This is a genomic window from Corynebacterium sp. KPL2861 (assembly GCF_040225475.1).
GTDB lineage: Bacteria > Actinomycetota > Actinomycetes > Mycobacteriales > Mycobacteriaceae > Corynebacterium.
The window spans coordinates 65537-79275 of record NZ_JBEHFW010000005.1; the positions used below are offsets into that span (position 1 = coordinate 65537).

8 protein-coding genes and 1 pseudogene are annotated in these 13739 nt (G+C 57.3%); all 9 read left to right on the forward strand.

Annotation, left to right across the window (positions count from 1 at the left end; genetic code table 11):
• Positions 1-2: 2 nt before the first annotated feature.
• Entirely contained in the window at positions 3-3440 is a 3438-nt protein-coding gene (gene murJ, locus ABRP84_RS05265; protein ID WP_349852942.1) for a murein biosynthesis integral membrane protein MurJ, read from the forward strand.
• Between the two features lie 111 nt (positions 3441-3551).
• Positions 3552-4085 (forward strand): YceI family protein, encoded by a 534-nt coding sequence (locus tag ABRP84_RS05270; protein ID WP_023024584.1) that lies wholly within the window; start codon positions 3552-3554, stop codon positions 4083-4085.
• Between the two features lie 533 nt (positions 4086-4618).
• Positions 4619-6334: an ATP-binding protein gene (locus ABRP84_RS05275; protein ID WP_349852943.1), complete on the forward strand. Its 1716-nt coding sequence runs from the start codon at positions 4619-4621 to the stop codon at positions 6332-6334.
• 69 nt (positions 6335-6403) lie between these two features.
• A pseudogene (gene pepN / locus ABRP84_RS05280) lies at positions 6404-8922 on the forward strand (aminopeptidase N).
• A gap of 93 nt (positions 8923-9015) precedes the next feature.
• Complete coding sequence (locus ABRP84_RS05285; protein ID WP_349852944.1) at positions 9016-9564, forward strand: RNA polymerase sigma factor; 549 nt, start codon at positions 9016-9018, stop codon at positions 9562-9564.
• Positions 9565-9696: 132 nt separating this feature from the next.
• Positions 9697-10623 carry a thioredoxin-disulfide reductase gene (trxB, locus tag ABRP84_RS05290; protein WP_349852945.1) on the forward strand — a complete coding sequence of 309 codons (927 nt, stop codon included), beginning with the start codon at positions 9697-9699 and terminating at the stop codon, positions 10621-10623.
• Between the two features lie 7 nt (positions 10624-10630).
• Positions 10631-10954: a thioredoxin gene (trxA, locus tag ABRP84_RS05295; RefSeq protein ID WP_349852946.1), complete on the forward strand. Its 324-nt coding sequence runs from the start codon at positions 10631-10633 to the stop codon at positions 10952-10954.
• Between the two features lie 82 nt (positions 10955-11036).
• Positions 11037-12218, forward strand: a complete 1182-nt coding sequence (locus ABRP84_RS05300) for an N-acetylmuramoyl-L-alanine amidase (RefSeq protein WP_034659476.1) — start codon at positions 11037-11039, stop codon at positions 12216-12218.
• Between the two features lie 141 nt (positions 12219-12359).
• Entirely contained in the window at positions 12360-13721 is a 1362-nt protein-coding gene (locus ABRP84_RS05305) for an MFS transporter (RefSeq protein WP_349852947.1), read from the forward strand.
• Positions 13722-13739 lie beyond the last annotated feature (18 nt).

Consider the following 13739-nt stretch of genomic DNA (forward strand, 5'->3'; position numbering starts at 1 on the left):
CTATGACCGAAAAAGATGGCCGTCAGGCCCACCACGCGGAGAAGGCACCTGCGGGCGCGGTAGACCCCACGGATACCGCCCCAAATGCGGAAGAGAACCGTGTCCCGGTTACCGCCGGCGCGCGCAGCCGCATCGTGCGCGCCTCTCCACCCGCACCGGTACCGGAAAAGCGGCCCAAGCCCTCAGTGCAGAACACTACTGTTCCCCCTGAGGAAGATAAATCCGCGCTGACTGGCCGCAATGCGGAGATCGAGGCCTCTAATCAGGACGTGATCCGCGCGACGGGGACGATGGCCATTGCCACGCTGCTCTCACGCATCACCGGCTTCCTGCGGCAGATGCTGATCGGCGCCACCCTGGGTGCCACGGTGGGTACGGCCTTCAGTAGCGCCAACCAGATTCCCAACCTGGTCACCGAAATCGTGCTGGGCGCGGTGCTGACCTCACTGGTGGTTCCGGTCTTGGTGCGCGCGGAGAAGGAAGACTCGGACCGCGGCGAAACCTTCGTCCGAAGACTTTTTACCCTGGCGTTTTCGATCCTGGGCATCGTCACCATCCTCTCCGTTATCTTCGCGCCATTATTAACGAGGATGATGCTGCCTGAAGATTCCAAGGCCAATGCCGTGCAGGCAACATCATTGGCCTTCTTGCTCTTGCCGCAGATCCTGTTCTACGGCCTTTTTGCCCTCTTCCAGGCGGTCTTAAATACCAAGAATATCTTCGGCCCTGGCGCCTGGGCGCCGGTGGTCAATAACATCATTTCCATCAGCGTCCTCCTGGCGTATCGATTTTTGCCAGGTCGCCTCGACCCACACGAGCCTACGCCGGTGGCGGATCCACACATCATGCTGCTGGGTCTGGGCACCACCACTGCAGTGATCGTGCAGTGCTTGATCCTTGTGCCGTACCTGAAGAAGGCCGGCATCAACCTGCGCCCGAAGTGGGGCCTCGATGCCCGCATCAAGCAATTCGGCGGCATGGCGCTGGCCATTATTACCTATGTGGCCATCTCCCAGCTGGGTTACGTGGTCACCTCCCGCGTGGCCGCGTATGCCGATGCCGGTGCGCCGCTGGTGTACCAGAACGCGTGGCTGATGCTGCAGGTGCCCTATGGCGTTATCGGCGTGACCTTGTTGACCGCCATCATGCCGCGGCTTTCGCGCAATGCCGCCGATGGCGATGTCGATGCCGTCGTGCGTGACCTTACCTTGGGTACCAAGCTGACCTTCATCGCGCTAATCCCCATCGTCATTTTCATGACAGGCTTCGGCGTGCCCATCGCCCGCGCGTTGTTCCAATACGGCGCCTATGGCGCAGATAGCGCGGAGCAGCTCGGCCTCACCATCAGTTTTTCCGCCTTTACTTTGATCCCCTATGCGCTGGTGCTGCTGCACCTGCGCGTTTTCTACGCCAGGGAAGAGGCGTGGACGCCCACCTTCATCATTGCCGGCATCACGCTGACCAAGGTTGTGCTGACCTTGCTGGCGCCGCTGATGACGAGCAACCCGGACCGAGTGGTCATCCTCCTCGGTACCGCCAACGGCTTCGGTTTTGTCTCCGGTGCGGTCATCGGCGGCTTCCTGCTCAAGCGCAAGCTGGGCAGCCTGGGCGGCAAGGCCGTAACCCAGACGGTCCTCTGGTCCGCCGGCGCCGGCGCGGTGGGTCTGGTTGCCTCGTGGGCGCTGTACTGGATCGCGCAGTTGGTCTTGCCGGAGCAACTGCCTTCGATCGTCTCGCTGGTCAAGGTCGTCGTGCTGGGCATCGTCTTTGTGATTATCACCGGGATCGTCCTGTCCAAGTCCTCCCTGCCCGAGGTGCAGAACCTGGCACGCGCCCTCCAGCGCATCCCGGGAATGTCCCGGTTCATCACGGTGGACAGTTCCAAGGCCATCGAGGTCGAGGAACCAGACCTGCAGGAAATCCAGCCGGTCTATACGCAGGATTCCTTCAATGCCACCTTGGTGCCGCCACCAATGTCCGCCGGTATCGTCCGCGGCCCGCGCTTGGTCCCCGGCGCCCCTGTCTCGGACGGTCGCTTCCGCCTCCTGCAGGATCACGGCGCTGTATCCGGCGCTCGGTTCTGGCAGGCCCGCGAGCAATCCACCGGCCGCCTCGTGGCGCTGACGTTCGTCGATACCAATACCCAGGCGCCCATCGCGCCATCGACGCCTACGGTCTCTGCCCGCCGCTCCGCCGAAATCTCCCGCAATACGCGGCGTTTGGCCGAGCTCAACCTGGAGACCATGGCGGATAATATCGAGATTTTGTCCTACCGCACCGGCTGCCTGGTGGTGGCGGATTGGTTTGAGGGTACCTCCCTCAAGCAGGTGGCAGAGGCAGATAACCTCGACCCCAATTCCGTCGCCCGCGCTACAGCGCCGCTGTTTGCCGATGCCGCCACGGCCCACGACGCCGGCCTGATCCTCGGCGTCGAGCACCGCGACCGCTTCCGCGTATCCACCTCCGGCATCGTCAAGGTTGCCTTCCCCGCTGTGCTGGATGGGACGTCTGCGGAAAGCGACCGCGAGGCCCTCAGCTCCGCGCTGAGCATGCTGGTTGAATCCACCGAACCATCGCCAAAGAAGCTGCGCGATATTTCCGATGACGCCAACCTCACCGCCGATGAGGCCGCAGAACGCCTCGAAGCAGCACGACTGGCCTTTGATGCCGCGGATGCAGAGACCCGCGAAGAAAAGCTGGAAGAGCTGCAGGAAGCAGAGGGGTTGACCTCGGCGGGCATCGCCAAGCGCCTGCGCGAATTCGCCCCAGAAGAGCAGGAAGAAAAGACGGAGGCCCTCCCCGTGGTCGTTGAAGATGAACCCTCGCAGGAAGAGGATCCGAAGCAAGAACCCGGCTTTGGCGGCCGCGGTTACTCGGGCTCCGGCGTCGTGGTCATCGGCATTTTCGCCACCATCTTTGTCGTGGGCATGGCAGCGCTCACGACGTGGATCATGTCCCTGCTCAGCGATGTGGAAAAGACCGGTTCCGTTACCGAAACCGTGCAGGGCTCCACGGTGATCCCGGATACCCCGCCGGTGCACCTCAAGGAATCGTCCGCTATCACGGTGCCAGACGGCGAGGATAATGAGCAGCTTACCGATGGCAAGACGATCACCACCTGGTCCACGAAGGAAACCGGTTCAGGCGCCTTACTCACCCTGGATAACCCGGCCCATCTTTCCGTCATGACCGTGACCCACACCAGGTCCAATGGCGCGCACTATGAAATCTATGGCGTCAACAAAGACGATTTCGATCCGGAGCACCCACAGCTGAGCTCTCTTCCCAAATTGGCGGAGGGCAAGTTCAAGCACGCAAACGAAGACTTGGAGCTGAAAGAAACGCCGCAGCAATTCGATGCCGCGCTCATAGTCATCACAGAACTGCCTAAGTCAAAAGAGGTTACACTGGGGGAGGTCCAGCTTGTAGGCCATCCTTAAGACCGAGGTCAACGAGTTGGAAAAAGAAATTTTACTTCAAGGCTTGACTAAATTGCCCAGTCAGGTATCGTGGTTGGTGTTACATCAACAACAACGTTAGGAGAATCAATTATGTCCCTCGCAGCAGGTACCTACACCATCGACAAAGAGCACACCGTCATCGGCTTCGTTACCAAGCACGCCATGGTCACCAAGGTGCGCGGCAACTTCGGTGAATTCGAAGGCACCATCAACGTCGCCGAGAACATCGCCGACTCCACCGCAGAGGCCACCATCAAGGCTGACTCCATCTCCACCGGTAACGAGGACCGCGATGGCCACGTAAAGAACGAAGACTTCTTCAACGTGGAGGAGTACCCAGAGCTTTCCTTTACCACCACCAACGTCAACGTAGACGAGGACGGCAACGGCACCGTCACCGGTGACCTCACCATCAAGGGCACCACCAAGTCCGTCGACCTCAAGGTTGAAGAGGTCGCTACCGCTGAGGACCCGTTCGGCAACTTCCGCCTGGGCTTCGAGGCACAGACCAAGATCAACCGCAAAGACTTCGGCATCGACTTCAACGCTCCGCTCAAGACCGGCGGCGTCCTCGTTTCTGAAGACATCAAGATCGAGCTCGAGGTTTCTGCCATCAAGCAGTAATCGCACTTCTTTGAAAACCTTGGGCTCTCACTGCCCCTGGTTACCAACAACTAAAGCCCGCGCCGCGTACCCACTCGGCCGCGGGCTTTAGTCGTATTCCCCAGGCAAATCTTTCAGGTTTGGTGCCTTGTCTGGGCAATTACTCGGCCAGCACAAAACAACTCCACAACAACTTCAAACAACTTGAATTTATACCTTGAGCTGCAGGTATGAAGAAGCGACCGAATTATATTAGTTGAGAGTTGTGTATAGTTATTTCAAACAACTTCTGGGTTCCGCGAAGCCCCCAAGTATTCGCGAGTTAGCACCCCCGCCGGAAGTAGCAGTTTGCCCAAAATATCGAAGTTAGGCTGGGTTTTTAAAGAAATTCCTAGGTCCCTCGTTTACGACCCTGGAATCGCCGCGCGATTTTAAGGTAAACAACTTCAAACAACTTGCTACTCTTCTGACCAGCACATCTGTTGTAATCGAATAATTAAGCTTCGAGGAGTTGTGCACAAGTTGTTTGAAACAACTTGTGCTAGCATTCATTTATGTCTGAGGCAGAATTGCAGGCCGTTTACGCAGCTCTCAAAGCTATCGAGGAAGGTGCTACCGCCGATAGCCAAGAGAGTCAGGTTTTGGACTTCAAAGAAGATCCCGCAACACATCCACAGAATCGAAACCCAGATGCTTCACTTACTGAATTCCTCATTGATGAAACCATATGCTTTTCCAACGCGAACGACGGGGTTTGCCATATCGTCTTGGGCGTTTCAGATAAAAGGGCAGGTGCCGCAGCTTTTACCGGAACCTCACGCAGCATCGAATGGATTGAGCAGAAAATATTTAATGGTACTCAACCTGGAATCAGAGTAGAAGGAACTGAACTTAACTATTGCGGTCAGCGGCTTATTTGTCTGCGAATTCCCAAGGGGTTGACACTTTACCAACGCCCGAAAGGGCAGGCCAGCATTCGCAGAGGCACCTCGTGCGTGCCACTTTCTGAAGAAGAGCGGCGCTCCATCGCCTTTCAGCGCGCAAATCCGGACTTTTCTGCAGCTGAGTCCCGATATTCTTTCGAAGATTTGGATGCTACAGCCATCGATCAAGCGCGCCGGCTCCTCAAAAAAGCACGATCGGCTTCAGGTTCCTTAGATCGAGTACCCCACACGACCAATGAACTACTTTCCGAGCTCGGTCTTCTCACCCGCGATGGTCAGTTAACCTACGCCGCAGAAATCCTGTTCATTACTCCAGCCAACAGTCGAACTACCATCAGACACTTGGCCCGTGAGGTACCTGGAGGAGATCCCCAGGCCACGGAAATATCTGCACCTTTGATCACCGCCTACCTGAGGCTAAAAGAGCTCGTAGCAACCGCAGCACGAACAGAAGTTGCACGCGTGACCTTCCCAAATGGGCAAGAGATTTCTATCCCAGCCTTTCCTGAGACCGCAGTGGACGAGGTCATTTCTAACGCTCTCGCACACAGGGATTGGGATGCTAGTAGTGCAGTAGTCATTGACCAATCACCGACAGCGCTTACTGTGTGGTCACCAGGACCGTTGCCAGTGGGAGTCACAGAAAAGCGAATCTTAACTACTCAATCGATTCCCCGCAATCCGCGACTCATGGCTGCCTTAAGAATGCTGGACCTTGCAGAGGAATCTTCACGGGGTTTCGACCGCATGTGGGCAGCGATGTTAGCTAGTGGACGCCATACCCCGGCTTTGCATACAGCGGAGAATTTTGTCGAAGTAAGCCTATCTTCTGGTGAGGTAGACAAGGACTTTGTCTATGCGTTAGCTAAATTAAACGACCATTACCCGGACAAGGCGTTCGAAAGTATCAATGGGTTACTTATCGCACGCCAACTCATGGATCACAAGATTTTGCTCAACCGATCCACAGCCGCTCTAATGCAGGTCACCGAGCAAGAAGCCCAAGATATTCTCCAGTGGTATTCGTCTATTGGATACCTGGAAAGGCTTCGGAACGCCGGGGAATGGATCCTGTCTGGTGACGCGAGGAAACTCATGGGATTGAATAAACAAGGAGCAATTTCATCGGCCTCAGTGCAAGATTGGATTTTGGCACAGCTTGAAGCAGGCGAAGTACTCTCCGCACGGGAGACGGCCGAGGAACTAGGTGTCGACAGAAAGATGATAACTGATATCCTGCGCCATTTGAAAAAAATGGGACAAGCCACGATCGATCCATCGGGCCCACAAAGAGGCAGTAATTCTCGGTGGATTGTCGCCGGTTGAAATGCTCGTCGCAGATTCAGGAGCACATCTTCCTGAGCCCAGCTTCTGCGGTAACTATAGTTTCTAACTATGACGACACAACGCGATAAAACCCAGCACGAGCTACTCCAAGAGCGCGCCGCAGCAGTAGACCTGCGGGCATACCACCTGCACCTGGACGTATCTCAGGTGAAGGAAAGCCCCACGTTTGGCGCGACGAGCCGCATCGAGCTCACCACCACCGAGCCCGAGCTTTTCCTGGACTACCTGGGAGAATCGGTAGAGCAGGTAACGGTTAACGGTCAGGCGCAGGACGTCGACTTTGATGGCAGCATTATCCACCTCCACGGGCTACCGGTGGGGGAGGAGCTGACGATTGAGGTCAGCGGCATCTCGCGCTACTCGCGCACGGGCCAGGGTTTGCACCGCATGCACGACCAGGCCGATGACGCGACCTATCTGTACTCGCACCTCGAGCCTTCCGATGCCCGCCGCATCTTCCCCTGCTTTGAGCGCCCGACCTCAAGGCGTCGTTCCACGTCGCCATGACCGCGCCAAAGGACTGGCAGATCCTCTCCAATCAGCCAGAGGCAGAGCGCGAGGAACACGGGGACAATGCTACGGTCCGTTTTGCGCCCACTCCGCCGCTTTCTACATACCTCACCTCTTTTGCCGCGGGGCCATATAAGTATCAGGAACGCACATGGACCTCGCCGGATGGCGAGCACTCCGCGCAGCTGCGCGCCTTTGCCCGCGCCTCCATGTTTGAATACTTGGACGAGGAAATCCTAGAGCTTACCGCGCAGGGCATGGATTATTTCCACGAGAACTTCGGCTTTGCTTACCCTTGGGGCAAGTACGATTCCATCTTCGTGCCCGAATATAACCTCGGTGCGATGGAGAACCCTGGCCTGGTGACCTTTACGGAAAGCTATATCTTCCGCTCTAAGGCCACGCGCAGCCAGAAGGCCGCTCGCGCAAATACCATTTTGCACGAGATGTCCCACATGTGGTTCGGTGATCTTGTCACCCCGCAGTGGTGGGACGATCTCTGGCTCAAGGAGTCCTTTGCCGAGTTCATGGGCGCCGATGCCTCCGTACACGCCACCTCCTACGAAGAGGCGTGGGTCAACTTTGCTGGCCAGCGCAAGAACTGGGCCTACCTGCAGGATCAGCTTCCCACCACGCACCCCATCAAGGCCGATATCCCAGACGTCGATGCCGCTCGCCAGAATTTCGATGGCATTACCTATGCCAAGGGCGCGGCCGTGCTCAAACAGCTCGTGCACTACGTGGGCCGCGATAATTTTTACGCGGGCGCGCGGGATTACTTCCAGGAGCATGCGTTCGCCGCTGCCACCTTCGATGACCTGCTCACGGCCCTGAAAAAGCACACTGACCGCGACCTCGATTCCTGGTCAAAGGCGTGGCTGCGCACCTGGGGGCCGGATACCCTCACCCCGGAGCTGCACACGGAGGGCGAGAAGATCACCGAGCTCGCGGTGAGCGCCGAGGCCGAGGATACGACCCGGCCACACCGCCTGAGCGTGGCGCTTTTTGATGCCTCCTTGCACAAGTACCGCGAGTTCGACATCGACCTTCCCGCCGGTGGTCACCGCACCATCGTGGATGAGGCGGCGGGGGAGAAGGCCCCGGCATTGCTGCTGCTTAACGATGCCGACCACACCTACACCAAGGTCCGCTTCGACGATGCTTCGCTTACCACCATCCGCGATCACCTGTCCGAGGTCCAGGATGGGCTCAGCCGCGCGGTCATCTGGACCTCGCTGTGGAACCTCACCAGGGACGGGGAGTGGAATGCGGAGGAGTACGTGGAGGTCGTCGCCAAGCACGCGCCCGCAGAGACCAATGCCACGCTGCTGACCACCGCCTACGGCAATGCGCACTTTGCCATCCAGCACTATGTGGCCGAAGCCCGCCGCGAGCAGGTGCGCGCCGAATTCGCCGATGCACTGTGGGAACAGCTCAGCGCCGCAGATCCAGGCTTCGATGCGCAGCTTATCCTGGCCCGCAGCGCCATTGCCGCACTGGCCGCAACGCCGGAGCCCTCCGGTACCGACCGCCTGCGTGACCTGCTCGCCGGCACGGTGGAGGGCCTGCGCCTCGATCCGCAGATCCGCTGGTCCATCCTGCGCGCCCTTGCCGCCCGCGATGCCGTCGCACTGGATGAGCTGGAAGCAGAAAAGCAGCGCGATAATACGCTGACCGGCGCCGCCGAGTACTTGGGCGCTAGCCACGCCTTCCCCACGCCGGAGACCAAGCGGGCAGCCTTCGATAGCGCGCTGACGCCAGGGGAATATTCAAATGCGGAAGTCGATGCGTTGCTGGCCGGCTTCAACGCCCCGCGCTCGGCAAAGCTGCAAGAAGAATTCGCCGAAGAGTTCTTCCGCCGCATCGAAGACATCTGGGATAACCACCCCATCGAGATCGCCAACCGGCTGATCCGCGGCTTCTACCCGGAATCTTCCATGGCGGAGTCCGCCACCACGGATCTCCTGCACAAGGATCTGCCGGGTGCGCTGCGCCGCGTGCTCCTAGAGTGCCGCGATCACCTGCGCCGCACCCTGCGCGTGCGCGCCCAGCAGTAGGCGGTCAATAGACTGTACCGCCGCCGGCTCGCGCCGGATCTCCCCTCGGGTCACAATGGGTTTAACACTTGTTGATCCGGGGGGAATCTACAGATGCCATTAAGTCCTGACCACAGCGACGAAGAATTAGTTGATGCTTTTATCGAGGGGGATAATAAGGCCTTTTCCGCCATCGTGGAACGCCACCGCAAGCGGCTGACCACCGTGGCGCGGCGTTATACAAGGAATGAATACGATGCGCAGGATGTCGTACAAGAAGCCTTCCTGCGCGCTAGCTGCAATCTCCATAGCTACCGGCGGGAATCTGCCTTAAGCACGTGGCTGCACCGCCTGGTTAAAAACACCGGCTACGACTATTTAAATCACCGCGCTAATAGGGAAAACGCCTCGCTCGATAGCGATGATTTTGCCGATGATCGCAATCCACTGCTGGTGCACAACCCATCTGAAAACCTAGCTGAACAGCTCGTCGTCCGCGAGGCCATGGAGCTTTTAAGGCAGGACCAGCGCGAAGCACTCATGCTTACCGATGTCGCCGGCTTCCGCGTCAACGAAGTCGCCACCGCGCAGGGCGTAAAGCCCGGCACCGTTAAATCTCGCCGGGCACGCGCGCGGGAGGTACTGCGCGAAGCCATCGGTTAACTACATCTCGATATCGCATCATTCTTGCATCAATTTCGCAGCCGCTAGCCTTTGCAATATGAACGTTTCGCAATCTGGCGGGTAGACTCTTGACGTTACGCAAAATGACACTGTGATTTTAGGGAGTTAGCAATGACCGTCCACGATGTTGCCATCGTAGGTTCCGGACCTGCCGGTTATACCGCCGCGCTTTATGCCGCTCGTGCTGAACTCAGCCCCATTGTATTCGAGGGCTTTGAATACGGTGGCGAATTAATGAACACCACCGAGGTGGAGAACTACCCGGGCTTCCAAAAGGGCATCATGGGCCCAGAGCTCATGGAAGAAATGCGCGCACAGTCAATCCGCTTTGGTGCGGATCTGCGCATGGAAGTCGTCGACTCCGTTGAATTGGAGGGCGATATTAAAAAGCTCCACGTGGGCGATGAGGTATTTGAAGCCCGCACGGTAATCCTTGCCACCGGCGCCGCACCGCGCCACCTAGGCATTCCCGGTGAGGAAGAGCTCTCCGGCCGCGGTGTTTCTACCTGCGCTACGTGCGATGGCTTCTTCTTTAAGGGCCACAATATCGCCGTCATCGGCGGCGGCGATTCCGCTATGGAGGAAGCTACCTTCCTGACCAAGTTCGCGGAGTCTGTCACCATTGTCAACCGCTCCGAAAACTTCCGCGCCTCCAAGATCATGTTGGACCGCGCCCAGGAAAACGAGCAGATTAAGTGGGAAACCAATAAGGTTGTCGAGCGCGTGCTTGAAGATGACGGCAAGGTCGGCGGCCTAGAGCTCAAGGACGTTGAGACTGGAGAAACCTCCACCTTGGACGTGACCGCCATGTTCGTTGCCATTGGCCACGATCCGCGTTCGTCCTTCCTCAACGGCCAGGTAAAGCTCAATGATAATGGTTACGTTGAGGTTGACCAGCCTTCTACTAAGACCACCCTGCCAGGCGTTTTCGCTTGCGGTGACTTGGTAGATGATCATTATCAACAGGCCATCACCGCTGCAGGTTCTGGCTGCCGCGCTGCCATGGATGCGGAACAATTCTTGGCTGCAAACCGTTAGATCCAGTATGAGCAACGTCAAAAAGGTAACCACTGAATCATTCCGTTCTGATGTCATCGAGGCGGATAAACCCGTCGTCGTAGACTTCTGGGCGGAATGGTGTGGGCCATGCAAGAAGCTGTCTCCGATCTTGGAAGAGGTCGCAGATGAGCTCGACGGTGAAGTCACCATCGCCCAGGTCAACGTCGATGAAGAACGAAACCTTGGTGCCATGTTCCAAATCATGTCCATTCCAAATGTATTGATTTTCAACAATGGCGAAAAGGTCGACGAGTTCGTGGGCCTGCGTTCTAAAGACGACATCGTGGCGCAAGTGAAAAAGCAGCTATAGCTGTTACTCTTGTTACTAAAGTTACCGAGTAGGAAATCTGCCATGCGGCCTAAAGTCCTAGGCCGTGGAAGGGGTGAAAGGCGTGAATCGCGTTCTTCGGGTTGGTGATTCAAGTGTGCGCGTAGCTGAAGCTCGCGCCACCTTGGCTCGCCTTGGCCTCTTATCAGATTTCACGGGCGAACTCTCTGCCTGGAAAAAGCAGAAGTACTCCGAGACTGATAAGACCTTTGATGCCGATCTCGCTGAAGTGCTCAAGGCATTCCAGCAATCGCGCGGCATCCTCCCAACGGGAGAGATCGACGATCTGACCCTGCGCGAATTGCGCCAAGCCTCTTATACCCTGGGCAGCCGCGTCTTGAGCTATGAACCCACCAATCCATTGGTGGGCGATGACATTTCGCAATTGCAGCAACAACTGCAAGAGCTCGGTTTCTATCAAGATCGCGTCGATGGTCATTTTGGCCGCAATACCCACGCCGCCTTAACCGAATACCAGCACAATTGCGGGCTGCAGGAAGACGGCGTGTGTGGACCGGCTACCATTCGCGCGCTCAGCTTGCTCGGCCGCCGCATCACCGGCGGTTCCGCGCACAATATTTTGGAGCGCGAGCGCGTGCGCAATGCGGGTCCAAAGTTGGCGGGCAAGCGCGTGGTCATTGACCCTGCACTAAGTGGCCGGGACTCTGGTTTCACGGTTAAGGGCCGTTTTGGTGATATTTCTGAGCAAGAAATCCTTTGGGATCTCACCCAACGCATCGAAGGCCGCATGATCGCGGCCGGCATGGAAACCATTATTTCGCGCCCCCGCACCGACGATGCGGACGTGCAATCCCGTGCCGAGCTGGCCAATGCCTTCGATGCCGATATGGTCATCTCTTTGGCGTGCGATTCTTATCCCAATGAGAAGGCCCACGGCGTAGCCACGTTCTACTTTGGTTCCGAATCCGGAAACTCCTCACTCATTGGTGAAACCCTTTCCGGCTTCATCCAACGTGAAATCGTGGCCCGCACCGATCTACAGGACTGTTCTAACCACGGCCGCACCTGGGATCTTTTGCGCCTGACGCAGATGCCGGTTGTTCAGATCTTTTTGGGCTACCTCACTAATCCTGAGGACGTCAAAATCCTGACCAACCCGAAGCGCCGTGACGATATTGCAGAAGCAATCGTTATCGCCGTCAAGCGCATGTACCTCATGGAGCAAGACACCGCCATTACCGGTACCTACAAATTCTCCGAGCTTCTCCAAGCGGAGCAGGCTTAACCTGCACAGGCTGGAGCGCGCCGAGCGGACTTAATCACTGGCCGCCGCGCACGATTAACTGCGTTATCTTGTACCAATAGAATTCATTCGATTAGTATCAGTCCAAGCTATTGATATCTACCAATTGAATGGATTCCTATAATGGGCAGCTCAACCTCCGCCCCTATTTCTAGAAAAGAAACGCGCCGCGTAGTAGCTGCCACCACAATCGGAACTGCGATTGAATGGTACGACTACTTTCTCTATGCTGCCGTCGCCGGCTTGGTATTTAACCAAGTGATGTTCGGCCCCTTAGAAGGTGGGGTAGCCAGCATCGTTTCCTTCGCCTCCGTGGGCCTATCCTTCCTTTTTCGCCCCCTTGGCGCTTTCCTGGCCGGACATTTTGGTGACCGCCTTGGTCGCCGCCTTGTCCTCATGGTCACCCTTTTTGCCATGGGTGGGGCCACCACGCTAATCGGCCTTCTGCCTACCTACGATACGGCGGGAGTATGGGCTCCGATCCTGTTGATTTTTCTCCGCATCATCCAAGGCATCTCTGCCGGGGGAGAGTGGGGGTCAGCGGTACTACTTGCAGTTGAGCATGCTCCCAACGATAAGCGCGGCCTCTTCGGTGCTGGACCACAGATCGGAGTCCCCATCGGCCTGCTGATGTCCTCTGGCGTGCTGTCCATCATGAATATGATCGCGCCAGGGGATGCCTTCCTTGAATGGGGTTGGCGCGTGCCGTTCTTGCTTTCCTTTGTCCTCGTCATCATCGGTTACGCCATCCGCATCGGCGTGGATGAATCACCGGTCTTTCAGGAGATCTCAGATAATAAGAAACGCGAGGCGGCAAACCCCATTGGGATCCTTTTCAAGCGGTACTTCCCGCTTGTCCTCATCGCAGCCCTAGTCTTTGCCGGCAATGGCACCGTGGGCTATATGACCACCGGTGGCTATATCCAAAATTACGCCACCAACCCCGAGGGCCCGGTCTCGCTCGCGCGTGGCGATGTCCTCAATGCCGTCACCCTATCCGCCTTCACGTGGCTTATCTTTACCCTTTTCGCCGGCTGGTTATCGGATTATATCGGGCGCCGCGCGACGTATCTCATCGGATTTGTCATTCAAGCAATCGGCGCAGCGGCCCTTTTCCCGCTGGTAAATACGGCGTCCCTAGGATTGCTGTATGCCGCCCTCATTTTCCTGACGGTAGGCCTCGGCTTAACCTACGGTGCGCAATCTGCCATGTATACCGAGCTTTTCCCAGCATCCATTCGCGCTTCGGGCGTATCGATTACCTATGCCATCGGTTCCGTTCTCGGCGGTGCCTTCGCCCCGATGATCGCGGCTGCGTTGGTAGAAGCAACGGGCACGACCTTTGCGGTATCCGTATATCTTGTCTCCGCAAGCATCGTCGGATTTATTGCAGCCCTGCTCCTGCGCGAGCGCAAGGGCATTCCGCTTGGCGCCGAACACGAGGAAGAACAAGCCAAGGGCCACTTCATCTTTTCTAAAAAATAGTGCCCTCGCTCTAAAGAG

Bases quoted from the DNA above. Each gene is read 5' to 3' on its own strand.
- murJ (WP_349852942.1), top strand. From the start codon at position 3: ATGACCGAAAAAGATGGCCGTCAGGCCCACCACGCGGAGAAGGCACCT.
- ABRP84_RS05270 (WP_023024584.1), top strand. From the start codon at position 3,552: ATGTCCCTCGCAGCAGGTACCTACACCATCGACAAAGAGCACACCGTC.
- ABRP84_RS05275 (WP_349852943.1), top strand. From the start codon at position 4,619: ATGTCTGAGGCAGAATTGCAGGCCGTTTACGCAGCTCTCAAAGCTATC.
- ABRP84_RS05285 (WP_349852944.1), top strand. From the start codon at position 9,016: ATGCCATTAAGTCCTGACCACAGCGACGAAGAATTAGTTGATGCTTTT.
- trxB (WP_349852945.1), top strand. From the start codon at position 9,697: ATGACCGTCCACGATGTTGCCATCGTAGGTTCCGGACCTGCCGGTTAT.
- trxA (WP_349852946.1), top strand. From the start codon at position 10,631: ATGAGCAACGTCAAAAAGGTAACCACTGAATCATTCCGTTCTGATGTC.
- ABRP84_RS05305 (WP_349852947.1), top strand. From the start codon at position 12,360: ATGGGCAGCTCAACCTCCGCCCCTATTTCTAGAAAAGAAACGCGCCGC.